Here is a 26999-nt window from a genome sequence, read left to right as displayed (position 1 = left end):
CTTACAGCTCTAGAACCTAGGCGAGGGCTTTGCCCTCGATCGCCAGCAAGCCAGCTCCTACATGGTTCGCACCAACTTCAAGGCATGCACAAGCCAGCTTCCACAGGTGAACCACAGGTCTCAAAAGCGGTGGACCTGTGGGAGCTGGCTTGCCGGCGATGCGCCGCGCGGGCGGCGCTCGATCTCATAGGCGCTGAAGATTCAGAGGCATGCACCCCTGCACACACCCTCAATCAGCATAAAAAAGCCCCGCAGACCAAGGCCTGCGGGGCAAACGGTTGGGGGAGGAGCCAACCAAAGGAGTCGTTGAAACGGGTGTATCAGCGCGCGCTGGCTACAGTCTCCGGTTGCCAGCCGCCGCCCAGGGCCTTGTAGATGGAGACGATGCCGCGGTACAGCTCGACCTCGCCCTGGGCCTGCGCATCTTCAGCGCTCAGCCGCTCACGCTCGGCATCGAGCAGCACCAGGTAGTCCACCGTACCCTCGCGATAACGAATCGAGGCCAGTTCCGCCGCCTTGCGGCTGGCGTCGCTCTGGCGCATCAGCGACAGCAGCCGCTGCTGGGTCTTGTCGTAGTCGCTGAAGGCATTGGCCGATTCTTCCAGGGCCAGCAACACCTGCTGTTCATAGTTGGCCAGTGCCCCTTCGGCATCGGCCTTGGCACCGCGCAGGCGGGCACGCACGCTGCCCAGGTCGAAGGCGGCCCAGGTGATGCTCGGGCCCAGCGCCCAGGCATTGGCTGCCGAGGAGCCGATCTGCGAGCCACGGGCAGCAGTAAAGCCGAGGAAGCCGCTGAGGCTGACGCGGGGGAACAGGTCGGCCGTGGCCACGCCGACGTTGGCGGTGGCAGCCGCCAGCTGGCGTTCGGCGCTGCGGATGTCCGGGCGGCGGCGCAGCAGTTCACCCGGGTCACCCACCGGTAGCGCCTTGGCGATGGCCGGCAGGGCCTTGGGCGACAGGTCGACGCTGAGCGCCTCGGGGCGCTGGCCGAGCAGGGTGGCGATGCGATGCCGGGCCCGCGCCTGTTCCGCCTGCAGTTGCGGAACGGTGGCTTCGACCCCGGCCAGGCGTGCGTCGGCCCGCACCACGTCAAGGTCGTTGCCCACGCCGGCATCGCGCAGGGTTTCGGTGATGGCCCGCGATTCCTGCTGGGTCTTGAGGTTGGCCAGGGCGATCTTCTCGCGTAACTGCGCGCCGCGCAGCTGGCCGTAGGCATCGACCAGCTCGGCGATCAGGCTGACCTGCAGCTGCTGCAGGTCGGCCGCGGCTACCGCTTCCTGGGCTTCGCTGGCTTCGATCTGGCGCTGGATGCGGCCGAACAGGTCAAGCTCCCAGGCCATGTCCAGGCCCAGGTCGTAGCGTTCGCTGTTCACCCGTTGCGTGGTCTGGCCGGGGATCTGGCCCTTGCCGAGGTCGCTGCTGGCGCGGCTGGTGACCACCGGGAACTGATCGTTCTCGGCGTCTTCACGGATCGAACGGGCCGACTTCAGGCGGGCGAAGGCCACGCGCAGGTCACGGTTGCCATCCAGCGAAGCCTGCACCAGCTGGTTCAACACCGGGTCGTCGAACTGCTTCCACCACAGGCTCTCGAAACGGCTACGGTCGTAGGCCTTGGCCTGTACATCGCTGGCCAGCTGCGCAGGCTCGGTGGCCGGCGCCTGGTAGTCCGGGCCTACCGCACAGGCCGCCAGGGCCAGCGCCAGCAGGCTCGGGGTCAAGGGTTTGAGCAGGTTCATGCATGGCTCTCCAGCGAGTGGGCGCGTTCGGCCTTGCGGGCCTGGCGACGCTCGACGAAACGGCGAATCAGGAAGAAGAACACCGGGGTCAGGAACAAGCCGAACACGGTCACGCCGATCATCCCCGAGAACACCGCCACACCCATGGCATGGCGCATTTCAGAACCTGCACCGGAGCTGAAGACCAGTGGAACCACACCCATGATGAAGGCGATCGAGGTCATCAGGATCGGCCGCAGGCGCAGGCGGCAGGCTTCCAGTACCGCTGCCAGCGGGTCGAGCCCCTTGGCCTGTTCGTCCTTGGCGAACTCGACGATCAGGATCGCGTTCTTGCACGCCAGGCCCACCAGTACGATCAGGCCGATCTGGGTGAAGATGTTGTTGTCACCACCCGACACGATCACCCCGGTGATGGCCGACAGCAGGGTCATCGGCACGATCAGGATCACCGCCAGCGGCAGGCTCCAGCTTTCGTACTGGGCGGCAAGCACCAGGAAGGCCAGCAGTACGCACAGCGGGAACACGAACAGCGCAGTGTTGCCCGAGAGGATCTGCTGGTAGGTCAGGTCGGTCCACTCGAAGGTCATGCCGTTGGGCAGTTCCTCTTTCAGCAGCTTCTCGATTGCAGCTTCGGCTTGGCCGGAGCTGTAGCCCGGTGCCGCGGCGCCGTTGATCTCGGCGGTGATGAAACCGTTGTAGTGCATCACCCGGTCAGGCCCGGAGGTGTCGCTGACCTTGAGGAAGGTCGCCAGCGGGATCATCTCGCCGAGGTTGTTGCGCACCTTCAGCTGGCCGATCTGCTCGGCATCGAGGCGGAACTGCTGCTCGGCCTGGACGTTGACCTGGTAGGTACGGCCAAAGCGGTTGAAGTCGTTGGTGTACAGCGAGCCCAGGTAGACCTGCAGGGTGTCGAAGATGTCGGTGATCGCCACGCCGTGGGTCTTGGCCTTTTCCCGGTCGATGGCGGCATCGACCTGCGGCACGTTGACCTGGTAGCTGGTGAACAGGCCCGCCAGTTCCGGCACGTTGTGGCTCTTGGCGATGATGTTCTGGGTTTCCTTGTACAGCGCCTCGTAGCCCAGGTTGCCACGGTCTTCGATCTGCAGGCGGAAGCCGCCGATGGTGCCCAGGCCTTGTACCGGCGGTGGCGGGAAGATCGCGATGTAGGCGTCCTGGATGTCGGCGAACTGGGCATTCAGTGCAGCAGCGATGGCCGCCGCCGACTGGCTCGGGTCCTTGCGCTCGTCGAACGGCTTGAGCGGGGTGAACACGATGCCGCTGTTCGGGCTGTTGGTGAAACCGTTGATCGACAGGCCCGGGAAGGCTACCGAGTCGGCCACGCCAGGCTGCTTCAGGGCGATTTCGCTCATGCGCTTGATCACCGCTTCGGTGCGGTCGAGGCTGGCCGCGTCAGGCAGCTGGGCGAACGCCACCAGGTACTGCTTGTCCTGGGCCGGCACGAAACCGGTCGGGGTGGACGAGAAGCCCAGGTAGGTCAGGCCCATCAGGCCGGCATACACGAACAGGGCGATGCCGCTGGAGCGGATGACCCGACGCACGCCGCCGACGTAGCGGTTGGAAGCGCGGTCGAAGAAGCGGTTGAACGGGGCGAACAGCCAGCTGCCCAGCAGTTTTTCCAGGAACCGCGAGAAACGGTCCTTGGGCGCATGGTGGTCCTTCAGCAGCACGGCAGCCAGGGCCGGCGACAGGGTCAGCGAGTTGAATGCCGAGATCACCGTGGAAATGGCGATGGTCAGGGCGAACTGTTTGTAGAACTGCCCGGTCAGGCCGGAAATGAACGCGGCAGGCACGAACACGGCGCACAGCACCAGGGCGGTGGCGATGATCGGCCCGGTCACTTCGCCCATGGCCTTTTGCGTGGCCTCCAGCGGTTTCAGGCCCAGGCCGATGTTGCGTTCGACGTTTTCCACCACGACGATGGCGTCGTCCACCACGATACCGATGGCCAGGACCAGGCCGAACAATGACAGCGCGTTGAGCGAGAAGCCGAACAGGTGCATCACGGCGAAGGTACCGATCAGCGATACCGGCACGGCCATCAGCGGGATGATCGAGGCACGCCAGGTCTGCAGGAACAGGATGACGACCAGTACCACCAGCACCAGCGCTTCGAACAGGGTGTGCACCACGGCTTCGATGGAACCACGGACGAACACGGTCGGGTCATAGACGATGCTGTAGTCCATGCCCTCGGGGAAGTCCTTCTTCAGCTCGGCCATCTTCGCCCGCACTTCGTCGGAGATCTCGATGGCGTTGGAGCCTGGGCGCTGGAAGATCGGGATGGCCACCGCCGGCTGGTTATTCAGCAGCGAACGCAGGGCGTACTGGCTGGAGCCGAGTTCGACCCGGGCGATGTCCTTCAGGCGGGTGATTTCGCCATCGGCACCGGCGCGGATGATGATGTTCTCGAACTCTTCCTCATTGACCAGGCGACCCTGGGTGTTGATCGACAGCTGGAAGCTGGTCGAACCCGGGGCGGGTGGTGCGCCCAGCTGGCCGGCGGCCACCTGGCGGTTCTGTTCGCGGATCGCAGCCACCACATCACTGGCGGTGAGGTTGCGCGAAGCGGTCTTGTTCGGGTCCAGCCACACGCGCAGCGAGTAGTCGCCCATGCCGAACAGCTGCACATCGCCCACGCCGCCCAGGCGCGCCAGCTCGTCCTTGATGTTGAGGATGGCGTAGTTGGACAGGTAGAGCATGTCGTAGCGGTTGTCCGGCGAGGTCAGGTGCACGACCATGGTCAGGTCGGGCGAGGCCTTGTCGACGGTGATACCGATGCGGGTCACTTCCTCTGGCAGCTTGGGCTGGGTACGGGTGACGCGGTTCTGCACCTGCACCTGGGCGTTGTCCAGGTCGGTGCCCAGGGCGAAGGTGATGGTCAGCGTCAGCTTGCCGTCAGCGGTGGACTGGGAGGACATGTACAGCATGTTCTCCACGCCGGTAATCGCCTGCTCCAGTGGCGCGGCGACGGTTTCGCCGATGACCTTGGGGTTGGCGCCGGGGAAGTTGGCGCGCACCACCACGGTGGGCGGCACCACTTCGGGGTATTCGCTGATCGGCAGCTGGAACAGCGAGATCGAACCCGCGATCAGCAGCACCAGCGACAGCACCGCGGCGAAGATTGGCCGGGTAATGAAGAATTTCGAGAAGTTCATCGGTGTGGTCCCTTAACCGCGTGGCGCCTGGGCGCTGGCGACTTTCACGTTGTTGCCCGCCACCTTCGGCGCCGGGTTGCTGGCCTCCAGGGCCTGGCGCTGCTGGGCGAGGGCGGCGAGGGTCTGTTCGCTGGCCATCGGTGTCTCTTCCGGGGTGACCGGTGAGCCAGGGCGTACGCGCTGCAGGCCCTTGACCACGATGCGGTCGTCCTTGCCCAGGCCGCTGCGCACGATGCGCAGGCCTTCCAGCTTCGGCCCCAGCTCCACGGCGCGGTAGGCGGCCTTGTTGTCCTTGTCCATGACCAGCACGAACTTCTTGCCAAGGTCGGTGCCCACGGCTTCGTCGTTGATCAGCACGGCCTGGTACTGGGCGCTGCCCACCAGCTTCAGGCGTGCATACAGGCCTGGGGTGAACTGGCCGTCGCTGTTGTCGAACACGGCACGGCCACGGATGGTGCCGGTGCGCGGGTTGACCTGGTTGTCGACGAAGTTCATCTGGCCCAGGTGCGGGTTGCCGGTTTCGTTGGTCAGGCCCAGGTACACCGGGGTGCTCTGGCCGCGCTGGCCTTCGCGGGCCAGCTGGGTGTACTTGAGGTACACGCGCTCGTCGGCGTCGAAGTAGGCGTAGACCTTGTCGGTGGAGACCACGCTGGTCAGCGGGGTGACATCGGCGGTAACGATGTTGCCGGCGGTGAACTGGGCGCGGCTGACGCGGCCGCTGATGGGCGCGGTGACACGGGTGAAGCTGAGGTTCAGGCGTGCCAGGTCGAGCTGGGCCTGGATCGCGTCGACCCCGGCGCGGGCTTCGGCGGCGGCGCTGCTACGCGATTCGGCCAGTTCTGCGGAAATGGCGTTGCTGTCACGCAGGCGTTCGCCACGGCGGGCTTCGTTGGCGCTGCGGATGGCGGTGGCCTTGGCTTGCTGTAGCTGGGCTTCGAGGCGGCGGACGTCTGCCTGGAACGGGCGTGGGTCGATCTGGAACAGCAGGTCGCCTTTCTTGACCTGGGCGCCTTCAGTGAAGGCCACCAGGTCGATCTGGCCGGAGACCCGCGGGCGAACCTCGACGGTTTCCGGGGCTTCGAGGCGGCCGGTGAACTCGTCCCATTCGTTGATCGGTTGCTCGATCACCTTGGCCACACTGACCTTCGGCGCGGCGGGAGCCTGCACGGCGTCGGGGGTTCGACCGCAAGCGCTGATCACCACCACTGCCAGGGCAGCGAGGGGGAAGCGCAAGGGTTTGAGTGATTGTTCCATGGAGAACTCCGCCAATGTATTAGTAGTGGGCGGAGTGTGAGTGTCTTGCGCGTGATGCACGAATCGAACGGGGCGAAGGTTATTATCACGATGAATGATATGTGTGGGTCGTTCATCGATTTGCGGCATGGTTGGGATTTCTGGGGCTGCGTTGCAGCCCATCGCGACACAAGGCCGCTCCTACAGCTTACGCGTTCCCCTGTAGGAGCGGCCTTGTGTCGCGAAAGGGGCGCAACGCGCCCCCGGCAATCTCAGCTCGATACGCGGAACCCATGGGTGCCATCGCGCTCCAGCTGGGCAATCAAGCCGAACTCCCAGTCCAGATACCCCTGCATCGCTTCGTGCGGGTTGTCCGTCCCTTCATAAGGCCGGCGATAACGGTCGGTACGCGCCACGGCCAAGCGCGTTTCGCCGCTCTCCAGCGCCTTGCCCGCCGCAATCCAGCGCGCCGTGCCACCGTCCAGCACGTACACCGGGGTTTGCGTCAGTGCCTGCAAGTCCAGCGCCGCAAAGCGCGCCAGCAGGCTGCTGCCGCAGGTCAGCACATAGCGCTCGGCTACCGGCAAGCGCTCCAGCACCTGTGGCAACTGCGCGCGGATCGCCCAGCAGGCACCTGGAATGTGCCGTTTCACATAGTTGGCACTGCTGGTGAAGTCCAGCAGCACGGTGCCTGGCGCTTGCAGCCAGTCATCCAGTTGCTCGACACCGACTTCGGTCACCGCCGGCAACGCCGGCTGCGGCGCCTGCCACTCGCCGGCTGCACTGAAGTCTGCCGCTGACAAACCGTCCAGCACTGCCACCTGCCAGCCCATCTGCGCCAGCCACGAAGCGCTCATGTTGGCCCGCACGCCGTCATCGTCCACCAGCACGATGCGCGCCCCGCGTACGCTGGCGACATGGTCGGTTTCCTGCACCAGCTGCCCGCCCGGCACGCTGCGGCTGGCCGGCAGGTGGCCCTGGGCGTATTCCTCGGGCGTGCGTACGTCGAACAGGTAGGTGGTGCGGCTGGTATCAGCCTGCCAGGCGGCCAGGCCTTCGGGTTCCAGGCGGGCCACGCCGGCGCGGTCGGCCACGCTGCGCGCGCGCTGTGCGGCATCGGCACGGGTGCTGTCGGTAACCTCGCCGAAACGCCGTTGCTGGCCGTGGGCCAGGGTTTGCCCGGCCAGGGTCCAGCCAATGGTGCCGTTGCGCAGGGCGGCCACCGGGTTGGGGATGCCGGCGTTGACCAGCGACTGGGTGCCGATGATGCTGCGGGTGCGCCCGGCGCAATTGACAATCACCTGGGTGGCAGGGTCGGGCGCCAGCTCGGCCACCCGCAGCACCAGTTCGGCACCCGGGACGCTGATGCCACCCGGGATGCTCATGGTCTGGTATTCGTCGAAGCGGCGGGCATCGAGCACCACCACATCGGCCTTGGCATCCAGCAGCGCTTGCACCTGTTCGGCTGCCAGCGATGGGGTGTGGCGCACGCTTTCCACCAGTTCGCCAAAGGCCTTGCTTGGTACGTTGACGTCGCGGAACAGTTCGCCGCCTGCTGCGCGCCAGCCGGCCAGGCCACCTTCGAGCAGTGCCACATCGCTGTAGCCCAGTGCCGTCAGACGCTGGCCGGCCTGGGCCGCCAGGCCTTCGCCGTCGTCATACAGGGTGATGGCGGTGTCGCGCCGGGGGACCCGGGCAAACACCTCCAGCTCCAGTTTCGACAACGGAATGTTGGCGGCGAACAACGGGTGTGCCTGGGCGAACGGGTCTTCCTCGCGTACATCGATCAGCGCCAGTTCTTCATGGGCCAGCAATGCCCGACGAATGTCGTGGAAGGCGCGGGTGGCTACGGTACTCATGGGGCAGGGTTCTCTTTGGACAGGTCCCAGATATTGGGCAGAAGGGTGTTGGAATAGCCGGAAATGAACGGTTTCTCGCTGCCGTCGGGCAGGTACACGGCACGGCTGACGGCGCCGATGTTGGCGCCATACACGTGAATGCTGATCGACACCTGGTCGGCGAAGGCGTTGCTGACCTGGTGGATATCACCGATGCGCGGCGATACGGCTTCCACGTGGCCGGGGTCGATGCGCACCGGCTCGCCTGCCGGCAGCAACGTACCGTGCTCGCTACGGACAAAGCCTTGCGAGTATTCGGCGCCACGCAACATGCCAATCAGTCCCCACACCCGGTGGTCGTGGATCGGCGTCTGCTGGCCTGGCCCCCAGACGAAACTGACGATGGAAAAGCGCTGGCGCGAATCGCAATGCAGCAGGTATTGCTGGTAACGGGCCGGGTCCGGCTGCGCCAGCGCCTCGGGCAGCCAGTCGTCATGGGCGACCAGGCTGCGCAGCAGGCCCTGGCCCTGGTCGAGGAGGGTGGCTTCGTCGGTTTCCAGGTCCAGCAGTTGCGAAAGTGCGTCGATGAAGTGGCGCAGGCGCTCAAGGCGCAGGGGTTGGCTCATGGTTCAGGCTCGGCTGACGGTTTGGTTAAACCCTAGCAAATGCGGTGAGTATTCTTAAAAGTAAAAATATTCATAAGCTAATATGCAAAAAATGCATTTACAGCTTGGCTGATCTGTTTTGAAATGGGCGCAACGAACAGCAAGCCCCGCGATTACCCCACGAGACCGCACGCGCGGATCGGCCTTATGTACCTCGACGGTACCTGGAGACGAACGTGCGATACCTCAAGCAATTGGCCGCCGGTGTGCTGGCCAGCTCCCTCAGCCTGGCGGCCGCCGCGCAAACCCTGGTGGTTGGCGACCAGAGCTTCAATGCCCGCGCCGTGATGGAAGCGGCCGGCGTGCTCGACGACCTGCCCTATACCCTGGAATGGAAGCAGTTCACCGCCGGCTCGCCGGTGGCCGAGGCGCTGAACGTGGGCAGCCTGGACATCGGCCTGCTGGGCGATGCGCCGCCGTTGTTCCTCGGTGCGCTGGGTGCGCCGATCAAGGTGATTGCGGTCAGCCGGCAGAACCTGGAGGGCGTGGCCATCCTGGCACGCAAGGACTCGAACATTCACCGCCTCGAAGACCTGCGTGGCAAGCGTGCGGCGATCTGGAAGGGTTCCTGGAGCCAGCAACTGCTGTTCAGCGCGCTGGACAAGGCTGCTGTGCCGCGTGACGCCCTGGAGCTTCGCTACCTCAGCGCCCTGGATGCGTCGCATGCCCTGGATGGCGGTTCGGTGGACGTGATCGCCACCTGGGAACCCTATGTCACCCAGCAGGAGCGCCAAGGCGCGCGGGTGCTGGCCACGGCCGATGGGTTGATCCCGGCCCAGAGTTTCGTGGTGGCCAATGCCAAGGCGGTGGAGGCCAAGCGGGCGCAGATCAGTGATTTTCTCCAGCGCCTGAAGAAGGCCCGTGACTGGACCCTGAGCGACCCCGCCCACACCGAGGCGTATGCCGATGCCTGGGCCAAGCGCACCCGTGCCGACCGCGACATCGCCCGGGCCTGGTTTGCCAGGGCGCGTACCGATGTGACGGCACTGAACCCGCAGGTGATCGTGGAGGCGCAGAAGACCGTGGACTTCTTTGCCGGGCTGGGGCTGATCAAGGCCTACCCGGCGGCCAGCCTGTTCGATACCTCGTTCGCGGCGGCGTTCGAGCACTGATTACGCCTGTACCGGCCCTTTCGCGGGTGAACCCGCTCCCACAGGGGCAGTGCAGCACTCGAATACTGCGCAATTCCTGTGGGAGCGGGTTTACCCGCGAAGAGGCCGGCACAGCCACCACCATTTCCGAGGAATACCCATGACCACCCGCAAGATCAAGCTTGGCGCCCTGACCATGGGCTGCGGCGGCCCTGGCCGGCACAACCTGTGGCTCGACCCGGAGCTGCCTGCCGACGCCAGCGTCAATATCGACTGGTACATCGACATCGCCCGCCAGGCCGAGGCGGCGTTGTTCGACCTGATGTTCATCGTCGACAGCCAGTACATCACCCCCGGCTCGCCGTCCCATTACCTCAACCGCCTGGAGCCGCTGACCCTGCTCTCGGCGCTGGCGGTAAGCACACGCCACATCGGCCTGGTCGGCACCCTGACCACTTCCTACAACGAACCCTTCAACGTCGCCCGCCGCCTTGCCTCGCTGGACCTGATCAGCAAGGGCCGCGCCGGCTGGAACGTGGTCACCAGTGGCGACGCCGGCACCGCCGGCAACTATGGCCGTGACGAGCACTACGACTACGACACCCGCTATGCCCGCGCCCAGGAGCACGTCGCGGTGGTGCAGGGCCTGTGGCGCTCCTATGAAGACGGCGCCTTCCCGCGCAACCGGGCCACCGGGCAGTTCCTCGACCCCAGCCGGATGCATGCCCTGAACCACAAGGGCGAGCACTTCTCGGTGGTGGGGCCGTTGAACATCCAGCGCTCGCCACAGGGCCAGCCGGTCATCTTCCAGGCCGGCGATTCGCAGCAGGGGCGTGACCTTGGGGCCGCCACCGCGGATGTTATCTTCACCCACGCCGCCAGCATCGAGCAGGGCCAGGCGTTCTACCGTGATGTGAAGGGCCGCGCCGCGCGGCTGGGGCGTGACCCCGAGCAGTTGCTGGTATTGCCCGGGGCCGAGATCTATGTCGGCGACACCGACGAACACGCCCGCGAGATCGAGCGCCATTACCACCAGCAGGACCACAGCTTCGAGCTGGCGCTCAAGGAGTTCGGGCGCAACTTCGGCTGGCACGACTTCAGCCAGTACGACCTCGATGCGCCATTCCCGCAAGAAAGCCTGGAGCATGCGCGCAGCAGCTTCTTCACCAACGCCAGGCGCATTGCCGACCAGGCACGGGAGCAGGGCTTGAGCTTGCGCCAGGCGGTGGAGTTCGGCCGCCAGTTGCGGCCGGGGGCGTTCGTCGGTTCGCCGGCAACGGTAGCGGCCAGAATGGCCGAGTGGTTCGAGGCGCGGGCCCTGGATGGCTTCAACATCTATATCGGCCACCCCGGGCAGTTCCGCCGCTTTACCGAGCAAGTGGTGCCGCTGCTGCAGGAACGCGGGGTATACCGCACCGCCTACGAGGGCACCACCCTGCGCGAAAGCCTGGGCCTGGCCATTCAGTGAATGCTCGAGGCCAGTTCGAAGATCGGCATGTACATCAGGATAACGATCAGGCCGATCAGCAGGCCGATGAAGGTCATCAGCAGTGGTTCGAACAGTTTGACGAACCATTCCACCCAGCGGCCGATTTCCTGGTCATGGAAGTCGGCGCAGCGCTCCAGCATCTCGCCCAGATTGCCGGACTGCTCGCCGGCCCGTAGCAGGCGCAGCGATACCGGCGTGACCAGTTGCCCGGCCTCCAGCGCGTCGGACAGCGGCAACCCTTCGCCGACCCGCTGGCTGGCGTGCTCCAGGCCCTGGGCCGCCGCGCTGCCGAGCAGGCCGCGGGCCATGCCCATGGCGGTGAGGATGGGGATACCGCCTTGCAGCAGGATGCCCAACGAGCGGTAGAAGCGCGCCAGTTCGTACATCATCAGGCGTTGGTGCAGTGCCGGCAGGCGCCGCAGCTGGCAGGTTGCCCAGCGCCGCACCCGTGGCTGGCGGCGCAGCAGCCACAGCGCCATGACCACGCCGAGGATGCCCAACGCCAGTGGCAGTTGCTGGGCATGCAGGAACAGGCCGATCTGCATCAGCAGCCGAGACAGCCAGGGCAACTCGGTGCCCATGCCCTCGAATACCTGGCTGAAACGCGGCACCACGTAGCCAAGCAGGAACAGCACCACGCCACCACCCACCAGCAATAGCAGCAACGGGTACACCGAGGCGCCCACCAGCTTCTGCCGTACCAGGTCCAGGCGCTGGCGGTAGCTGATGTAGCGGGCGAGGGCGTCGCCCAGCGCGCCGGTACGCTCGCTGGATTGCACCAGCGCCACGTACAGCGGCGGGAATACCCGTGGCTGCTGGCCCAGGGCCTGGGACAGCGAGCGGCCTTCGTACAGTTGGCGGACCAGTTCGGCTAGCACTTTGCGCGTTGCCGCTGCGGGGGCCTTTTCCGCCAGGCTCTCCAGCGCGTCGATCAGCGGCAGGCCGGCGTTGAGCAGGGTTGAAAGTTCCTGGCTGAACAGCACCAGGTCAAAGCTTGCTTCGCGGCGCCAGGCCATGCCGCGCCAGGCGCTGCCGTGGCCACGCAGGCTGAGCACGCGCAGGCCCTGGTCCTCGGCCTGGCGGCGGGCCTGGTCAGCGTCCTCGGCGTCGATCTGCAACTGCACCACACCCTGCCTGCCCAGGGCCTTGAGGCTGTAGCGCATGGCGGTTCTCCCTACTGCCAACTGGTGATTTCGGCGTTTTCCCCGTCGCCACCGGGCTGGCCGTCCTTGCCCATCGACAGCAGGTCGTACTCGCCGCCGTTCTCGCCGGGTTGCCGGTAGATGTACGCGCGGCCCCACGGGTCTTGCGGCACGGCCTTCTGCAGGTACGGGCCGGTCCAGCGCGCTTCGCCACTGGGGGCGATCACCAGGGCCTGCAGGCCTTGCTCACTGCTGGGGTAGTGGCCGACTTCGAGGCGGTACAGGTCCAGGGCCTTGCTCAGCCCCTCTATCTGCGCCCGCGCCACCTTGGCCTCGGAGCGGCCGAGCTGGCTGAAGTACTTGGGCGCGACGATACCGGCCAACAGGCCGAGCACCACCAGTACCACCAGGAGTTCAAGCAGGGTGAAGCCACGTTGAGGGTTGGTTCTGCGCTGCATGGTGAAGCCCTCCGCTGCATGGGGACAAGCTTTTGCAGGCTCCATGCAACAGCCGTGCACGCCTGCGCTGGCGCCTTGCACCATGCGGTATGCAAAGCGGCACAGTGCTTGCGTCGTGGTCATCGACCTCGGGTTTTCCGGGGTATATCCCCCAAATTTGGGGGTACCACGAAGAGGCGACCGACATGCGTGGACTCATTCTCGGTTTGATCTGGCTGGTGGCAGGTGCTGCCCAGGCCGATGTGTACATTTCCATCGACGCCAAAGGCAGCTACATACTGACCAACGTCCATCGACCCGGGCGCCTCTATGAAACGGTGATCAGCGAGCCGCAGGCCCAGGCCGGCCCGGCCAACGCGCAGTTCATCACCGGCCGCCCCTACGCCAAGCTGGTCGCCGCCGCGGCGCGCACCCACGACGTCCCCCCGGCGTTGCTGCATGCGGTGATCAAGGCCGAGTCCGGCTACAACCCCAAGGCCCGTTCACCGGCGGGCGCGGTGGGGCTGATGCAACTGATGCCGGATACCGCCCGCGAGATGGGCGTGGAAAACCGCCTGGACCCGGAAGACAACGTGCAGGGCGGGGCCCGCTACCTCAAGCGCATGCTCAACTTGTTCGACAATGACATCACCCTGGCCGTGGCGGCCTACAACGCCGGCCCCGAAGCTGTGTTGCGCCGTGGTGCGGTACCGCCGTTTGCCGAAACCCGGCGCTATGTACCGAATGTGCTGCGGGAGTACCGCCGGTTGCAGGGGTTGACGGGTGATTAGCCTCTGTGGCCCCTTTCAAAGCTGGCGCGACCCCTGTGGGAGCGGCTTTAGCCGCGAAGAATCCAACGCGGCGCATGGCACCGGCTGTGCCGGTGTTCGCGGCTAAAGCCGCTCCCACAGGGACCGTGTGAGCATCTGGATTTTTGCAAGGCAGGTGCGTTCAGTACGGGAAACAAAACAATACCCTTCGGCGGATGCCACCAAGCTGACCCGATGGTTTCCCCAACTCTGGGCTATAACCTTCTGAAGGTGCCCAGTTGTGGAGTCCGCCATGGACATCGCCCCTCGTTCCGACGCTATTGAAGTACCCGCCGGTAACGAACTGGCCACCCCACGCAAGCCGTTCAACCTGCTGCGCTGGTACGCCTGGGTCAGCCTGGCCATCATCCTCTCGGTAGCGGTCGGGCTGGGGTTGATTTCCAGCCGTTTCATCATCGACGAGAGCATCGAGCGCGATGCCTTGCTCACCGCGCAATTCATTACCTCCATCGCCGATGCCGAAGTGCGCCATGTGTCGATCCCCAATGTGCGCACCATGGGTGAGCTGCTCGACCCGCGCATCGACCGCGCCAACCTGCTCGATGTCGACCCGGACGCCCGGCGCAGGGCGCGTGGCGAGTTCCTCGACCACATCGCCCACCTGCCCGACATGCTGCTGGCCAACATCTATGCCCCGGACCGTACGGTAATCTGGTCCAGCAACCCGGCGCTGGTCGGCAAGCTGATCGAAGGCGACCAGGATCTGGAGAAGGCCTTCGAATACAAGATGCGAGTCTCGGCCAGCTACCACAACTTCGAACAGGCCCGCGCCGAGCAGAAGTTCGTCATCCCACCCGAGCAGTTGTTCATCGAGAACTACATTCCGCTGTTCGATGCCGATGGCGAGCAGGTCACGGCGATGGTCGAGATCTACAAGGAGCCCCACGACCTGATCGTGCGCATCGAGCATGGCCTGATCCTGATCTGGCTGGCGATCACCGTCGGTGCCGGGCTGGTCTACGTCGGCCTGTACGGCATCATGCACCGCGCCGCGCGCCTGCTGTCGGTGCAGCAGAAACGGCTGATCAGCAACGAAACCTACGTGGCACTGGGTGAGGTGTCCTCGGCGGTAGCCCACAGCCTGCGCAACCCGCTGGCCAGCATCCGTTCCAGTGCCGAGCTGGCCCAGGCGTTCGACGACGGCCCGGCGCAGCGCAATGTCAACGACATCATCAGCCAGGTCGACCGCATGTCGCAGTGGATCCGCCAGATGTTGCAGTCATTGCGCCCGCTCAACGATGAGGCAGTGGCGGTGGATTTGCCGCTGGCATTGCAGGAAAGCCTGCAGACCTACGCGGTGCTGCTGGCGCGTGGCGGCGTGAGCCTGGACCTGCAACCGTTACCGGCGGTGCAGGTGCTGGGGCACCCGGTGTTACTGCGGCAGATTTTCAGCAGCCTGATTGCCAACGCCCTGGAGTCGATGGAGCAGGGTGGGCGGTTGCGTGTCGAGGTGGTGCGCCATGACCGGCGTAACCTGACCCTGCGCCTGTCCGACAACGGCAAAGGCATGAACGAAGAGCAGCAGCGCATGGCCTTCCGGCCTTTCTTCACCACCAAGCAGGGTGGGTTGGGCGTGGGCCTGGTGTTGGTGAAACGCATCATGGAACGCTTCGGTGGCAGCGTCCGGCTCAGCAGCAGTGAAGGCCATGGCACCCGGGTTTCGTTGAGTTTCCGGCTGATCAGTTCCTCATAATTTACATTGATAAATCTTTGTATCTTGTTGTTTATAAAGGACTTGTGTTTTTTGGGGTGAAAATCCCCAAATGTGGGGGATTATCCTCCATGAGAATTTAGAAAAATTCATTAACCTATTGATTATCGAGAACTAATCAAATCAGCCGGGTGGCTGGCTGGGTTCTTGCAACGTGACAGGCGGAGCGCAACACACGACAAATGGCAGCTGCGGCTGCACGGGTGGAGTGCTATCAATTGGCTACTGTTCGTCGCCTTGATGCATTTCTGAACGGACGCCCTGCGCGGGAAGCACGCGATGCAGATGCTGGATAATGAAGTGCCAGGCAAGGCCAGTACTACCGCCAGCGGTATGGCCGTGCCATTGCGCGAATTCAACCTGCTGCGCTGGTTCTCGGTCATCAGCCTGCTGATCATCGCCTCGGTGGCAGGCGGGCTGGGTTATGTGTCGACGCGTTTCGTGGTGCGCGACAGCGTCGAGCGCGATGCCATGCTCACCGCACAGTTCATCCAGGCCATGGCCCAGGCCGAAGTGCGCCATTCGCAGTTGCCGCCGGGCACCACCATGGGCGAGTTGCTTGACCCGCGCCTGGATCAGCAGCACCTGCAGTTCACCCCGGACCTGGCTGAATCTACCCGGGTCGAGTTCCTCGACCATGTCGAGCACCTGCCGGACACCTTGCTGGCCAATGTCTATGCACGCGACCGTACCATCGTCTGGTCGACCAACCGGGAGCTGATCGGCAAGCGCATCGAGGCCGATGGCGACCTCGACCGCGCCTTCCGCTCGCGCAAGGCGGTGTCGGCCAGCTACCACCAGGCCGACGATGACCGCGAAGAGCAGAAGTTCCAGCGTGAGCCGCGTTACCTGTTCATCGAGAACTACATCCCGCTGTTCGACAGCCAGGGCGAGCAGGTGCTGGCGATGGTGGAGATCTACAAGGAGCCGCAAGACCTGGTCCGGCGCATCCAGCGCGGCTATGTGCTGATCTGGGCCTCGACCCTGGTGGGCGGGGCGCTGGTCTACTTCGGCCTGTTCTGGATCGTGCGCCGCGCGGCGCAGCTATTGCATTTGCAGCAGGACCGGCTGGTGGCCAGTGAAACCTATGTGGCCCTGGGCGAGATGTCCTCGGCGGTGGCGCATAGCTTGCGCAACCCGCTGGCCAACATCCGCTCCAGCGCCGAACTGGCCCAGGAAATCGCCAACCCCGCGGCGCAGAAGAACATCACCGACATCATCAGCCAGGTCGACCGCATGTCGCGCTGGGTGCGTGACTTGCTGGTGTCGCTGCGCCCGACCAGTGAAGACGCCGAGGCCGTGGACCTGGTCACGGCCATCGAGGACACCCACCTGGCCTTCGCCCAGCAGATCGAACGCAACGGTGTGCACTTCTGCTACGAAGGCCCCCGGTCACAATGGGTGGCCAGCCAGCCGCTACAGCTTACGCAAATTCTCAACACCCTGTTCTCCAATGCCCTGGAAGCCATGCCCGAAGGCGGCATGCTGCGTGCCCAGGTCAATGTGCAGGATGGGCAGCGTGCCGAGTTCGTCCTCAGCGATACCGGCAAGGGCATGAGCCAACAGCAGGAACGGATGGTGTTCAAGCCGTTCTACACGACCAAGCAGGGCGGCCTCGGCGTAGGCCTGGCCCTGGTCAAACGCATCATGGAACGTTTTGGCGGCTCGGTCAGCCTGAGCAGCCGCGAAGAGGAAGGAACCCGCGTCAGCCTCACATTCAATATCGCAGCGGGAGGGGACCATGGAGCACAGCATCCTGGTAGTCGAGGATGATGAAATTCTCGCCGACAATATTCGCACCTACCTCAGCCTCAAGGGCTTCGAGGTCACCGTGTGCCACAGCGCGGAACTGGCGCTGGAGCAGATCAAGCGGGGCCAGCCCGATGCGGTGCTGACCGACAACTCGCTGCCGGGCATGAGCGGGCACGACCTGCTGCGTACCTTGGTGGCGCAGGTGCCGGACCTGAAAGTGATCATGATGACCGGCTACGGCAATGTCGAAGATGCCGTGCAGGCAATGAAGGAGGGCGCCTTCCATTACCTGACCAAGCCGGTGGTGCTGGCCGAGCTCAAGCTGACCCTGGACAAGGCGCTGGCTGCCGAACGCATGGAGCGCACGTTGTCGTTCTACCAGGAGCGCGAGGCGCAGAAGTCCGGGTTGCAGGCGTTGATCGGCGAATCACCGACGATGCTCACCCTCAAGCACACCCTGCGCCAGGTGCTGGATGCCGAGCGGCGCATGGCCAGCGACGACTTGCCACCGGTGCTGATCGAAGGCGAGACCGGTACCGGCAAGGAGCTGGTGGCCCGCGCCCTGCATTTCGATGGTTCGCGCAGCAAGGGGCCGTTCATCGAGTTCAACTGTGCCTCGATCCCGGCCAACCTGCTGGAGGCCGAGCTGTTCGGCCACGAGAAGGGCGCCTTTACCGATGCCAAGGAGCGCCGGGTGGGCCTGGTGGAGGCTGCCGATGGCGGCACCTTGTTCCTCGACGAGATTGGCGAGATGGACCTGGTGCTGCAGGCCAAGCTGCTCAAGTTGCTGGAAGACCGCAGTATCCGCCGGATCGGCGCGGTGAAGGAGCGCAAGGTCGACCTGCGGGTGATCAGCGCTACCAACTGCAACCTGGAGCAGATGGTGCAGCAGGGCAAGTTCCGCCGCGACCTGTTCTTCCGCCTGCGCATCATCGCCCTGAAGGTACCGCGCCTGTATGCCCGCGGGCAGGACGTGCTGCTGCTGGCGCGGCATTTCCTGGCCCATCATGGCCGGCGTTATGGCAAGTCGAACCTGCGTTTTTCCGCCGAGGCGGAAAACCTGATGCTCGGTTACAGCTGGCCAGGCAATGTGCGCGAACTGCGCAACATGCTGGAGCAGACCGTGCTGCTGGCACCGAACGAGGTGGTGCAGGCGCATCAGCTCAACCTGTGCATGACCCTGATCGACGAGCCGCTGGTGCAACAGGCGGCGCCTGCGGTGTTCGAAATGCCCCGGCACGAACCCGAGCCCGGCACCAGCCTGCCGGACATGGAGCGCGACCTGGTGTGCAAGACCCTGGACCGCACGGACTGGAACGTGACCAAGTCGGCGCGCATGCTCGGGTTGTCGCGGGACATGCTGCGTTACCGGATCGAGAAACTGGGGCTGACCAGGCCGGACAAGCGCCAGTGGTGAGCATCGGATAATGGGCCGTACAGGGGCCCCTGTGGGAGCGGCTTTAGCCGCGAACACCGGCGCAGCCGGTGCCATGCACCGCGTTGGATTCTTCGCGGCTAAAGCCGCTCCTACAGGGATTGCGGCAACTTTTGGAATTTGAGCAAGACAGTTGCATTCAGGGGCATTGATCAACGCTGATTATCGGCTGCTCCCTGCCGCCCGGTACCTTCCGAGCCACTGCCATCCATCCCCGGCAAATCCCGGTTGTCATTCTGTTCAGCGGGCGGGCTGTCCGGGTCGTTGCCTTTTATGCGTGGGTCGGTGTCCCGCGGCATGGGCTTTTCGATCGGGTTGAGGGTGCTGTCCGCGCCCGGCTTGGGCGCCGGGTTGTGCGGGTCGTCGGGGTAGGTGGGGCCGGTGCCGGCAGCTATGGCCAATGGCGCGGCGAGCAGGGCAATCAGCAGGATGCTTGAGCGGGGCATGGCAGGCTCCTTTGCTTCGGGTAGGGCTGATACTTCCGTTCGGCCCTACCCGAAGCTTCAAGGTGCCATTACCCCGATCAACGGTTACACCACCAGCGACAGCAACATGATGAAGATGATGCCGACGATCGACAAGATGGTCTCCATCATGCTCCAGGTCTTGAAGGTTTCCGCCACGGTCATGTTGAAGTACTGCTTCACCAGCCAGAAACCGGCGTCGTTGACATGGGACAGGATCAGCGAGCCGGCGCCGGTGGCCAGCACCAGCAGCTCACGGTTGACCCCAGGCACCAGGTCGATCACCGGTGCGACGATGCCCGCGCCGGTGATGGTGGCGACCGTCGCGGAACCGGTGGCAATGCGGATTACCGCCGCTACCAGCCAGGCCAGCATGATCGGCGAAATCTCCGCCTGCACGGCCATCTGCCCGATCACGTTGCCCACGCCGGTGTCTACCAGCATCTGCTTGAAGCCGCCGCCGGCACCCACGATCAGCACGATCGCCGCGGTTGGTGCCAGGCTCTGGTCGAGCATCTTCATGATCTGCTGGCGGTTGAAGCCACGGGCCGAGCCGAAGGTGTAGAAGGCCAGCAGCAGGGCAGCGAGCAGGGCGGTGATGGGGTGGCCGATCAGGTCCATCCACTGACGCACGATGTGCTCGGCGGGCAGCACCACGTCGGCGAAGGTCTTCAGCAGCATCAGCACCACCGGCAGCAGCACGGTGACCAGGGTGATGGTGAAGCTTGGCAGGTTGCCCTGGTCGGACTCCTTGGCGATCTGGTCCATCAGCTCCTGGGACGGGGTGCCCGGGATGTAGCGGGAAATGAAGTTACCGAACAGCGGGCCGGCGATGATGGCGGTAGGCAGCGCCACGATCAGGCCATAGAAGATGGTCTTGCCGATGTCGGCATGGAAGATGCCGATTGCCAGCAGCGGGCCCGGGTGCGGGGGCACCAGGCCGTGCACCACCGACAGGCCGGCCAGCAGTGGAATGCCGATCTTGATCAGCGACACGCCGGAACGCCGGGCGACGATGAACACCAGCGGAATCAGCAGCACGAAGCCGATTTCGAAGAACAGCGGAATGCCCACCAGGAAGGCGGCGAACATCATCGCCCAGTGCACGTTCTTCTTGCCGAAGGCACGTATGAGGGTTTGCGCGATCTGGTCGGCCCCCCCGGAGTCGGCCATCAGCTTGCCAAGCATGGTGCCCAGGGCAAGCACGATGCCGACGAAGCCCAGCACGCCGCCAAAACCGTCCTGGAACGATTTCATGACCTTGGCCACCGGCATGCCGGAGGTCAGGCCAAGGAAGCCGGCCGCGATGGTCAGGGCGACGAAGGGGTGGACTTTGAAGTGGGTGATCAGCAGGATCAGCCCGACGATGGTAACCAGCGCGTCGAGCAGCAGGAAGGTATCAGTAGCCAGTCCGAACATGGTTTGAAGGCCTCGGTCTTATCGTTGTTTTGGCGTAGCTTTTTTGTAACTTTGCTTGCGCTTATGGGGCAGGGTAGCGCTGTCTTGGGTGGGCCGGGAAAGCCGCCACGGTCAGGCGGTTTGTGCCAGGCCCGGCTCACCGCGGCCCTTTAGCCAGCTGTCCACCGTTTCGGCAAGCGCTTCGATGGGCTGGGTGGCGTCAAGCGCGATAGTCAGGGGTTCGCCGTGTGGCGCCTCGAGGGCAGCGAACTGGCTTTCGATGAGGCTCGCCGGCATGAAATGCCCTGGGCGGGCCAGCACGCGTTTTTCCGCCTCGGCGGGTGACAGCTCGAGGAACACGAACACCAGCCCGGGCATGGCATCGCGCAGGGAGTCGCGATAGCGGCGCTTGAGGGCCGAACAGGTCAGGATCGGACGTTCCCCGGCCTGGGTCGTGGCTTGCAGCTCCTGACCGAGACGCACCAGCCAGCCGGCACGGTCGCTGTCGTCCAGGGGGATGCCAGCGCTCATCTTGCGGATGTTTTCGGCAGGGTGGAAAGCGTCGCCTTCGATCAGGCGGCCGCCGCTTCGGGCGGCGATGGCAGCGCCGATGCAGCTTTTGCCGCAACCGGCCACGCCCATCACCACGATGGCGGACAGGGGAGAATTCATCAGTACCTCCTGCGGGTGAGATAGCGCTGTCTCGTCGTCGACGAACAGTCACGTCCCCGGTGTTATTGATCTTGTCCTTACGCAGTATGGACGCTTGGCGGCGAGCGCGCGGTGGCTGCTACCAAAGATTACATTGCCTGCGTCCTGAGACAGCGCTACCTTAGTGGCCGTTCCCTTTCCTTGCAAGTAGTAAAATTACAACATCCATGTCCCGCACCGGCTCCCGCACCACAGGTCGTCCCACCCTGGCAGAAGTTGCCAGGCTTTCCGGGGTTTCCCCGATTACCGCCTCCCGCGCCCTGCGTGGGGTCAGCACGGTTGCGCCGGAGCTGGTGGAAAAGGTCGTTGCTGCCGCAGCGAGCCTTGGCTACGTGGCCAACCCGGCGGCCCGTGCCCTGGCATCGGCGCGCAGCCAGTCGGTGGTGGTGTTGATCCCGTCGCTGTCCAACCAGCTGTTCATCGATACGCTGGAAGCCATTCATGAGGTCATGCGCCCGCGTGGGCTCGAGGTGCTGATCGGCAACTATCACTACGATCTTGCCGAAGAAGAGAACCTGATCCGCAACTACCTGGCCTACCAGCCCTGCGGCATGCTGCTGACCGGTTTCGAGCGCAGCGAGGCATCGCGGCAGATGCTGGCGGCCAGTGGCGTGCCCTGTGTGCACATGATGGAACTGAATGGCGAGGCCGGGGCGTTGTCGGTCGGCTTCTCGCAGCAGCAGGCCGGGCGCGCCGCGGCCCGCCACCTGATCGAGCGCGGGCGCAAGCGCCTGGCGTTTATTGCCGCGCAGCTCGACCCGCGGGTGATGCAGCGTGCCGAAGGGTTCCGCCAGGCATTGGCCGAGGCCGGCTTGCAGGCGGCCGAGCTGGAAGTGCTGGCGCCGGAGCCTTCTTCCATTGCCCTGGGCAGCGCGTTGTTCAGCCAGTTGCTGCAGCAGGCGCCGGATGTCGACGGTATCTTCTTCTGCAACGACGACCTGGCCCAGGGCGCGGTGCTGCAGGCATTGCGCCAAGGGGTGGAGGTGCCGCGGCAGGTGGCGATGGTCGGTTTCAACGACCTGCCGGCTTCGGCGCACATGGTGCCGCGGCTGACCTCGATTCGCACGCCTCGGGCCGCCGTGGGGCGCGGTGCTGCGCAGGCGCTGCTGGCGTTGCTCGATGGCAAGCGGGTGCCGAATGCGCAGCAGGACCTGGGCTTCGAGTTGATGGTGCGGGAGAGTTCCTGAGCCCGGACGCTTGCCCATCCTGGTCAAGAAGCGCGCTCCGTACTATGAATGCATTAATTACAAGGTGATAGCACTGTGCTTGCATGGCGCTAACGGCGATCTATGCTCAGGACACCGCGCATACAGGAGCCCGGCGTCATGTTCGATTTCCACCGCAAGTCCGATCTGGTCGAGATCCAGCGCAGTCATGAGGCCTTGGCCAGCTTGCAGGCCAAGCTGGCGGCGATCAGCCGCTCCATGGCAATGATCGAGTTCACCCCCGACGGCACGATCCTCGATGCCAATGAGCGCTTCTGCCAGGCCATGGGCTACAGCGCCGAGGAGTTGCGCGGCAAGCATCACCGGCTGTTCTGCGACCCTGGCTACGCGAAAAGCGCCGAATACCAGCAACTGTGGCGTGAACTGGGGCAGGGCAAGGCCATCAGCGGTACCTTCGAGCGCATCGACAAGGCCGGCCGCGAAGTCTGGCTGGAAGCCAGCTACATGCCGGTGCTGGACGAGCAGCGCCAGGTCACCAGCGTGATCAAGGTGGCATCCGACATCAGCCAGCGGGTGATGGAGGAGCACGAGAGCGAAAGCCTGCTCAAGGCCATCGGCCGCTCCATGGCGGTGATCGAATTCACCCCGCAAGGCCGGGTGATCAAGGCCAACCAGAACTTCCTCGACACCATGGGCTATCGCCTGGACGAAGTGGTCGGCCGCCATCACGGGCTGTTCTGCCTGGCGCATGAGCGCGAATCGGCCGAGTACCGCGAGTTCTGGGCTTCGCTCAACCGCGGCGAATACCATTCGCACCGTTTTGAACGCGTCGACAAACATGGCCGGACGGTCTACCTGGAGGCGTCCTACAACCCGATCTTCGACAGCAAGGGCCGCTTGTACAAGGTGGTGAAGTTCGCCAGCGACATCACCCGCCAGATCAGCACCCAGCAAAGCGCCGCCGATGCTGCCCATGCCAGTTCGGTGCAGACCGATGCCTGCGCGCGCAAGGGCACCGAGGTGGTACAGCAGGCGGTACAGGTGATCGAGCAGATTTCCCATGAACTCAACGACGCGGCCCGCAGCATCGATGCGGTGAGCAAGCAGTCGGATGTGATCGGGCAGATCGTGCTGACCATCCGTGGCATTGCCGACCAGACCAACCTGCTGGCTTTGAACGCGGCCATCGAGGCGGCCCGCGCCGGCGAGCACGGGCGCGGTTTTGCCGTGGTGGCCGACGAGGTGCGCAACCTGGCGGCGCGAACCAGCAAGGCCACCCTGGAAATTGTCGACGTGGTGCGGCAGAACCACGACCTGTCGCTGTTGGCCGTGGCCAGCATGCAGTCGAGCCTGAAACGCACCGATCATGGCGTGGCGCTGGCCAACGAGGCCGGCACGGTGATCATGGAAATCCAGCAGGGTTCACGGCACGTGGTAAACGCCATCAGCCAGATCAGTTCGACGCTGCAATTGCATTGAGCGCATCGCCCAACTCGTCCAGCAGGGTCTCCAGGCTGGCCTGCAATTGCAGGCGCAGGTCAGTCGTCGGCAGGCCTTGGCCTTGGGCCTGTTCGATGGCTTCGCAATCGTGGACCAGCGTGCGTACCTTGAGCATTTTCGCCCCACCCTTGATCCGGTGAGCCAGGGCGCGCACAGCCTCGCCGGAGGCATCTGCTGCCAGTGCGCGCAAGGTGGCCAGGTCTTCGCTGACGCTTTGTGCCAGCTGTTCCAGCAAATTCCGCGTCAGTTGTTCGTCGTCCTGGGTCAGGTGCCGCAGTTCGCCAAGGTTGAACCCGCTGGCGCGCCGCGCTGGCGGCTGTTGCCGGGGGTGAGCGTGGGGCAGGTGGGCCTTGAGCGTACGCAGGCCAATGGGTTTGAACAGGCATTCGTCCATGCCGCTGGCCAGGCAGCGGGCACGCTCCTCGGCCTGGGCGTTGGCGGTGACGCCGAGAATGCGGCATGCCGCCAGGCCGCGTTCGCCCTCGAGGCTGCGGATGCGGCCGGTCAGTTCGTGGCCGTCCATGACCGGCATGCTGCAGTCGGTGATCACCAGGTCGAAGCGCGCTGCCTGCCAGCGTGCCAGCGCGATTTCCCCGTTCTCTGCCAGCGTGACCCGATGCCCCAGGGTATGCAGTTGCCGCTCCAGCAGCAGCAGGTTGGCGGGGTAGTCGTCGACCACCAGTATGTTCAGCGGGCCGCTGCTGCTTTCCAGCTCCGGGGCGTGCTGTTCGACCTGTACCGGTGCTGCGCACGCGGGCAGCCGCACGCAGACCTGCACCTTGGTACCTACGCCTTCGACGCTCTGCAGGCTCAAGGTGCCGCCCATCAACTCGGCCAGGGTGCGGCTGATGACCAGCCCCAGGCCAGCACCCTGGCGTGCCCGGGGGCCATCGGCCTGGACGAAGGCATTGAACAGCCGGGCCTGGTCGGCTGGGCCGATGCCGATACCGGTGTCTCGCACATTCAGTTCCACAGCCAGGCTGTCATTGTCGGCGGGCGAGAGCAGCAGGCTGGCCTGGACTTCGCCGCGGTCGGTGAACTTGATGGCGTTGCTGATCAGGTTGGACAAGACCTGTTTGAGGCGTAGCGGATCAGCCAGTACCCAGACCGGCGCAGCGGGCAGCTCGCTGTGCAAGTGCAGGCCTTTGGCCCGTGCATTGCCTTCGAACACCCGCACGGTGGCGCGTACCAGTTCGACCAGGTTGGTGGGCACCGGCTGCAGGGTGATGTGCCCGGATTCGATGCGGGAAATGTCGAGAATATCGCCAATCAGCTCAAGCAGGCCGATGGCCGAATCGTGGGCGGTCTGCAAGGTCTGGGTGTCGCAACGGCCGCCGCGGCTGTCTTCCAGGGCCAGCTCCAGCAGGCCGATCACGGCATTCATCGGGGTACGGATTTCATGGCTCATGGTGGCCAGGAAGGTGCTTTTGGTCTGGCTGGCCTGTTCGGCGTCGTCCTTGGCCTGGCGCAGTTGCTCGAGCAGGCCGCGGCTGAGCGCCAGCTGCGCTTGCAGGGCATGCTGGGCCTCGGTGCGCTGGTTGATCAGCTTGCGCAGGTAGCTGTTCCAGAACACCACCCCGGCCAGCAGCAAGGCCGACAGCACCAGCACCTGCAAGGCCAGGGTGCGGTAGTCGCGCCAAGGGCTGTCACTGACCAGGGTGGTGGTGCGCCAGCGGTTGATCAACTGCTCCAGCTCTTCGGGTGGAATGCTCAGCAGCGCCTTGTCGAGGATTGCCTGCAACTGCGGCTGGTCGGCGGCCACGGCGAAGGCGGCGATGGCCGGGTCGTCGTCGAGCACGCTGGCAATGCGCAGGCGGTCCTTGAACACATGGCTGATGTAGTAGGCGGCATTGATATGGCTGCTCAAGGCGACGTCGGCGGCACCGTTGGCCACGGCTTCCATCAGGCCGAGCGGGTTGTCCACTTCGACCATCCTGGCCTGCGGGTAGCGTTGTTGCAGCACGGCCCGTTGCGGCGAGCCGCGCACCAGAGCGATGCGCTGGCCATCCAGCGCCATGGTCTGCGCCGGTAATGCATTGTCGCCACGGGTGACCAGCACCCGCGGGCTGACCAGGTAGGGGCGGGTATAGCGCAGTTGTTTAGAACGGTCTGCGCTATAGCCCAATGCGCCGATCATCTGCGCATCGCCGCGCGCCAGGCGCTCGACCATTGCCTGCGCCGACGGGCTTTCGACCGGCTTGAAATTCAGCCCCGTGCGCAGCGAGATCTGCTTGAGCAGGTCGAGGGTAATGCCGCTGGGGCGGTGCTGGGCGTCGTTGAAGGTCAGCGGCGCCAGCGATGTGTTGACCAGCACGCTGATGCTGGGGTTGGCGGCGATCCAGGCGTCTTCTTCGGCGGTCAGGGCGGTGAGGTGGCGTTGCAGCAGCAGGCTGGTGTTGCCACTGCTCCAGCGGCGCAGGATGTTCAGGCGTTCGCTTTCGCTGATGCGCGCCAGCGCCTTGTCGACCAACTGGCGCAGGCGCGGGTTGTCATTGGCCAGGGCAAAGGCAAACGCCCCGGGGGCAACCTGGCAGAAGTGGTCGATCTTCAGTGTGCCCTGGTAACTCTTGCCAATCGCGAAGTCGGTACTGATGGCATCGCCCAGGTAGGCGTCGGCCTCGCCCAGTTCGACGGCGGCCAGCCCGGCCAGCGTAGAGCGATACAGGCTCAGTTGCGCCTTGGGGTACAGGCTACGGACGCTGCTGGCCGGCAGGTAATGATCGACCATGGCCAGGCGCAGGCCGGCGAGGTCGGGGGTGTTCTTCAGGCTGTGCCCCTCGCGGGTGACGATGACCGGCAGGTCGTCGGCGTAGCTCGCACTGAGGCTGAGCTGGGCATCCGCTGCCTCGAAGGCGTTGGAGCTGCCCAGCAGGTCGATACGGCCGTCGCGTAGCGCAGCGATGGCTTCGTGGCGGCTGTCGTAGCGTCGTACTTCGATGGTGGTGCCCAGCTGTTCAGCGATGATGCCTGCGTAATCGGCGCTGAGGCCTTCATAGTCGCGCTGGCTGACATTGATTTCCAGCGGTGGGTAGTCGGGCCGCGAGCTGCCAAGCACCAGGTGCTGGCGTTGCTGGAGCCATTGCCGCTCTTCGCTGGACAGCGCGAGCGGGGCGGCGGCGCTGACCGAGCGCGCCAGCAACTGGCGGGGTTCGCTGTTGGCCAGCAGCGCGCCGGAACTGGCCAGGCCGATGACCAGAAGGGCGCTTGCCAGCAGGCGCTTCATTG

At 64.8% G+C, this 26999-nt stretch carries 19 protein-coding genes; 8 read left to right on the top strand and 11 right to left on the bottom strand.

The features are described from left to right. Positions 1 to 320: 320 nt before the first annotated feature. The 5 genes from ABX298_RS24570 to ABX298_RS24550 all read right to left on the bottom strand — a co-directional run bounded on the left by ABX298_RS24570 (position 321) and on the right by ABX298_RS24550 (position 8609). Positions 321 to 1736: an efflux transporter outer membrane subunit gene (locus ABX298_RS24570; RefSeq protein ID WP_025339325.1), complete on the bottom strand. Its 1416-nt coding sequence runs from the start codon at positions 1734 to 1736 to the stop codon at positions 321 to 323. Then, positions 1733 to 4912 (bottom strand): efflux RND transporter permease subunit, encoded by a 3180-nt coding sequence (locus ABX298_RS24565; RefSeq protein ID WP_025339324.1) that lies wholly within the window; start codon positions 4910 to 4912, stop codon positions 1733 to 1735. The genes ABX298_RS24570 and ABX298_RS24565 overlap by 4 nt, the downstream gene beginning before the upstream one ends. A gap of 12 nt (positions 4913 to 4924) precedes the next feature. Then, positions 4925 to 6166, bottom strand: coding sequence for a multidrug efflux RND transporter periplasmic adaptor subunit MexE (mexE, locus tag ABX298_RS24560; protein WP_025339323.1), 1242 nt, complete (start codon positions 6164 to 6166; stop codon positions 4925 to 4927). A gap of 251 nt (positions 6167 to 6417) precedes the next feature. Beyond that, complete coding sequence (locus ABX298_RS24555) at positions 6418 to 8004, bottom strand: rhodanese-related sulfurtransferase (protein ID WP_367393769.1); 1587 nt, start codon at positions 8002 to 8004, stop codon at positions 6418 to 6420. Further along, a complete protein-coding gene (locus ABX298_RS24550; RefSeq protein WP_367393768.1) occupies positions 8001 to 8609 on the bottom strand; it encodes a cysteine dioxygenase in 609 nt (202 codons plus the stop codon). Before ABX298_RS24550 ends, ABX298_RS24555 begins: the two co-directional genes overlap by 4 nt. Positions 8610 to 8824: 215 nt before the next feature. Between ABX298_RS24550 and ABX298_RS24545 the strand changes: the two genes are divergently transcribed. Further along, a complete protein-coding gene (locus ABX298_RS24545; RefSeq protein ID WP_367393767.1) occupies positions 8825 to 9760 on the top strand; it encodes an ABC transporter substrate-binding protein in 936 nt (311 codons plus the stop codon). A 139-nt stretch (positions 9761 to 9899) separates the two neighbouring features. Continuing rightward, the gene (locus ABX298_RS24540; protein ID WP_025339319.1) at positions 9900 to 11207 is read left to right on the top strand and encodes an LLM class flavin-dependent oxidoreductase; all 1308 of its coding nucleotides are present in this window, start codon (positions 9900 to 9902) and stop codon (positions 11205 to 11207) included. Here ABX298_RS24540 and ABX298_RS24535 read toward each other — a convergent pair. Further along, entirely contained in the window at positions 11201 to 12391 is a 1191-nt protein-coding gene (locus ABX298_RS24535; protein WP_367393766.1) for a type II secretion system F family protein, read from the bottom strand. The two genes, ABX298_RS24540 and ABX298_RS24535, sit on opposite strands and share 7 nt — an antisense overlap. An 11-nt stretch (positions 12392 to 12402) precedes the next feature. Next, positions 12403 to 12828, bottom strand: a complete 426-nt coding sequence (gene gspG / locus ABX298_RS24530; protein ID WP_025339317.1) for a type II secretion system major pseudopilin GspG — start codon at positions 12826 to 12828, stop codon at positions 12403 to 12405. Between the two features lie 185 nt (positions 12829 to 13013). On the opposite strand from gspG, the gene ABX298_RS24525 reads away from it, so the two are divergent. The 4 genes from ABX298_RS24525 (at position 13014) to ABX298_RS24510 (ending at position 18517) form a co-directional block, all read left to right on the top strand. Continuing rightward, a complete protein-coding gene (locus ABX298_RS24525) occupies positions 13014 to 13598 on the top strand; it encodes a lytic transglycosylase domain-containing protein (RefSeq protein WP_367393765.1) in 585 nt (194 codons plus the stop codon). A gap of 271 nt (positions 13599 to 13869) precedes the next feature. Further along, a complete protein-coding gene (locus tag ABX298_RS24520) occupies positions 13870 to 15330 on the top strand; it encodes a HAMP domain-containing sensor histidine kinase (RefSeq protein WP_075045348.1) in 1461 nt (486 codons plus the stop codon). 297 nt (positions 15331 to 15627) lie between these two features. Beyond that, positions 15628 to 17121, top strand: coding sequence for a sensor histidine kinase (locus ABX298_RS24515; RefSeq protein ID WP_367393764.1), 1494 nt, complete (start codon positions 15628 to 15630; stop codon positions 17119 to 17121). Further along, positions 17090 to 18517 carry a sigma-54 dependent transcriptional regulator gene (locus tag ABX298_RS24510; protein WP_317410186.1) on the top strand — a complete coding sequence of 476 codons (1428 nt, stop codon included), beginning with the start codon at positions 17090 to 17092 and terminating at the stop codon, positions 18515 to 18517. Before ABX298_RS24515 ends, ABX298_RS24510 begins: the two co-directional genes overlap by 32 nt. 170 nt (positions 18518 to 18687) lie before the next feature. Here ABX298_RS24510 and ABX298_RS24505 read toward each other — a convergent pair whose 3' ends face one another. The 3 genes from ABX298_RS24505 to ABX298_RS24495 form a co-directional block, all read right to left on the bottom strand. Next, complete coding sequence (locus tag ABX298_RS24505; RefSeq protein ID WP_013972806.1) at positions 18688 to 18981, bottom strand: hypothetical protein; 294 nt, start codon at positions 18979 to 18981, stop codon at positions 18688 to 18690. A gap of 84 nt (positions 18982 to 19065) precedes the next feature. After that, entirely contained in the window at positions 19066 to 20418 is a 1353-nt protein-coding gene (locus ABX298_RS24500) for a GntP family permease (protein WP_015270532.1), read from the bottom strand. Positions 20419 to 20529: 111 nt separating this feature from the next. Continuing rightward, positions 20530 to 21069: a gluconokinase gene (locus ABX298_RS24495; RefSeq protein WP_367393763.1), complete on the bottom strand. Its 540-nt coding sequence runs from the start codon at positions 21067 to 21069 to the stop codon at positions 20530 to 20532. Between the two features lie 206 nt (positions 21070 to 21275). Here ABX298_RS24495 and ABX298_RS24490 point away from each other — a divergent pair, with 206 nt between their 5' ends. Next, entirely contained in the window at positions 21276 to 22295 is a 1020-nt protein-coding gene (locus tag ABX298_RS24490; RefSeq protein ID WP_025339312.1) for a LacI family DNA-binding transcriptional regulator, read from the top strand. A 138-nt stretch (positions 22296 to 22433) separates the two neighbouring features. After that, the gene (locus tag ABX298_RS24485; protein WP_075045343.1) at positions 22434 to 23753 is read left to right on the top strand and encodes a PAS domain-containing methyl-accepting chemotaxis protein; all 1320 of its coding nucleotides are present in this window, start codon (positions 22434 to 22436) and stop codon (positions 23751 to 23753) included. Here ABX298_RS24485 and ABX298_RS24480 read toward each other — a convergent pair. Next, complete coding sequence (locus ABX298_RS24480; RefSeq protein ID WP_367393762.1) at positions 23728 to 26997, bottom strand: transporter substrate-binding domain-containing protein; 3270 nt, start codon at positions 26995 to 26997, stop codon at positions 23728 to 23730. The two genes, ABX298_RS24485 and ABX298_RS24480, sit on opposite strands and share 26 nt — an antisense overlap. Positions 26998 to 26999 lie beyond the last annotated feature (2 nt).

Source organism: Pseudomonas sp. X4 (assembly GCF_040784925.1).
In the GTDB taxonomy this organism is placed as follows: domain Bacteria; phylum Pseudomonadota; class Gammaproteobacteria; order Pseudomonadales; family Pseudomonadaceae; genus Aquipseudomonas; species Aquipseudomonas putida_Z.
The sequence above is the reverse complement of the archived record's forward strand: the minus strand, read 5'-3'. Positions and strand labels throughout refer to the sequence as shown.

Excerpts from the sequence above, each read along its gene's own strand:
- ABX298_RS24500 (WP_015270532.1), bottom strand. The coding sequence starts at position 20,418 with ATGTTCGGACTGGCTACTGATACCTTCCTGCTGCTCGACGCGCTGGTT.
- ABX298_RS24490 (WP_025339312.1), top strand. The coding sequence starts at position 21,276 with ATGTCCCGCACCGGCTCCCGCACCACAGGTCGTCCCACCCTGGCAGAA.
- ABX298_RS24570 (WP_025339325.1), bottom strand. The coding sequence starts at position 1,736 with ATGAACCTGCTCAAACCCTTGACCCCGAGCCTGCTGGCGCTGGCCCTG.
- ABX298_RS24540 (WP_025339319.1), top strand. The coding sequence starts at position 9,900 with ATGACCACCCGCAAGATCAAGCTTGGCGCCCTGACCATGGGCTGCGGC.
- ABX298_RS24505 (WP_013972806.1), bottom strand. The coding sequence starts at position 18,981 with ATGCCCCGCTCAAGCATCCTGCTGATTGCCCTGCTCGCCGCGCCATTG.
- gspG (WP_025339317.1), bottom strand. The coding sequence starts at position 12,828 with ATGCAGCGCAGAACCAACCCTCAACGTGGCTTCACCCTGCTTGAACTC.
- ABX298_RS24520 (WP_075045348.1), top strand. The coding sequence starts at position 13,870 with ATGGACATCGCCCCTCGTTCCGACGCTATTGAAGTACCCGCCGGTAAC.
- ABX298_RS24510 (WP_317410186.1), top strand. The coding sequence starts at position 17,090 with ATGGAGCACAGCATCCTGGTAGTCGAGGATGATGAAATTCTCGCCGAC.
- ABX298_RS24565 (WP_025339324.1), bottom strand. The coding sequence starts at position 4,912 with ATGAACTTCTCGAAATTCTTCATTACCCGGCCAATCTTCGCCGCGGTG.
- ABX298_RS24550 (WP_367393768.1), bottom strand. The coding sequence starts at position 8,609 with ATGAGCCAACCCCTGCGCCTTGAGCGCCTGCGCCACTTCATCGACGCA.
- ABX298_RS24555 (WP_367393769.1), bottom strand. The coding sequence starts at position 8,004 with ATGAGTACCGTAGCCACCCGCGCCTTCCACGACATTCGTCGGGCATTG.
- ABX298_RS24535 (WP_367393766.1), bottom strand. The coding sequence starts at position 12,391 with ATGCGCTACAGCCTCAAGGCCCTGGGCAGGCAGGGTGTGGTGCAGTTG.
- mexE (WP_025339323.1), bottom strand. The coding sequence starts at position 6,166 with ATGGAACAATCACTCAAACCCTTGCGCTTCCCCCTCGCTGCCCTGGCA.
- ABX298_RS24495 (WP_367393763.1), bottom strand. The coding sequence starts at position 21,069 with ATGAATTCTCCCCTGTCCGCCATCGTGGTGATGGGCGTGGCCGGTTGC.
- ABX298_RS24480 (WP_367393762.1), bottom strand. The coding sequence starts at position 26,997 with ATGAAGCGCCTGCTGGCAAGCGCCCTTCTGGTCATCGGCCTGGCCAGT.
- ABX298_RS24485 (WP_075045343.1), top strand. The coding sequence starts at position 22,434 with ATGTTCGATTTCCACCGCAAGTCCGATCTGGTCGAGATCCAGCGCAGT.
- ABX298_RS24525 (WP_367393765.1), top strand. The coding sequence starts at position 13,014 with ATGCGTGGACTCATTCTCGGTTTGATCTGGCTGGTGGCAGGTGCTGCC.
- ABX298_RS24515 (WP_367393764.1), top strand. The coding sequence starts at position 15,628 with ATGCAGATGCTGGATAATGAAGTGCCAGGCAAGGCCAGTACTACCGCC.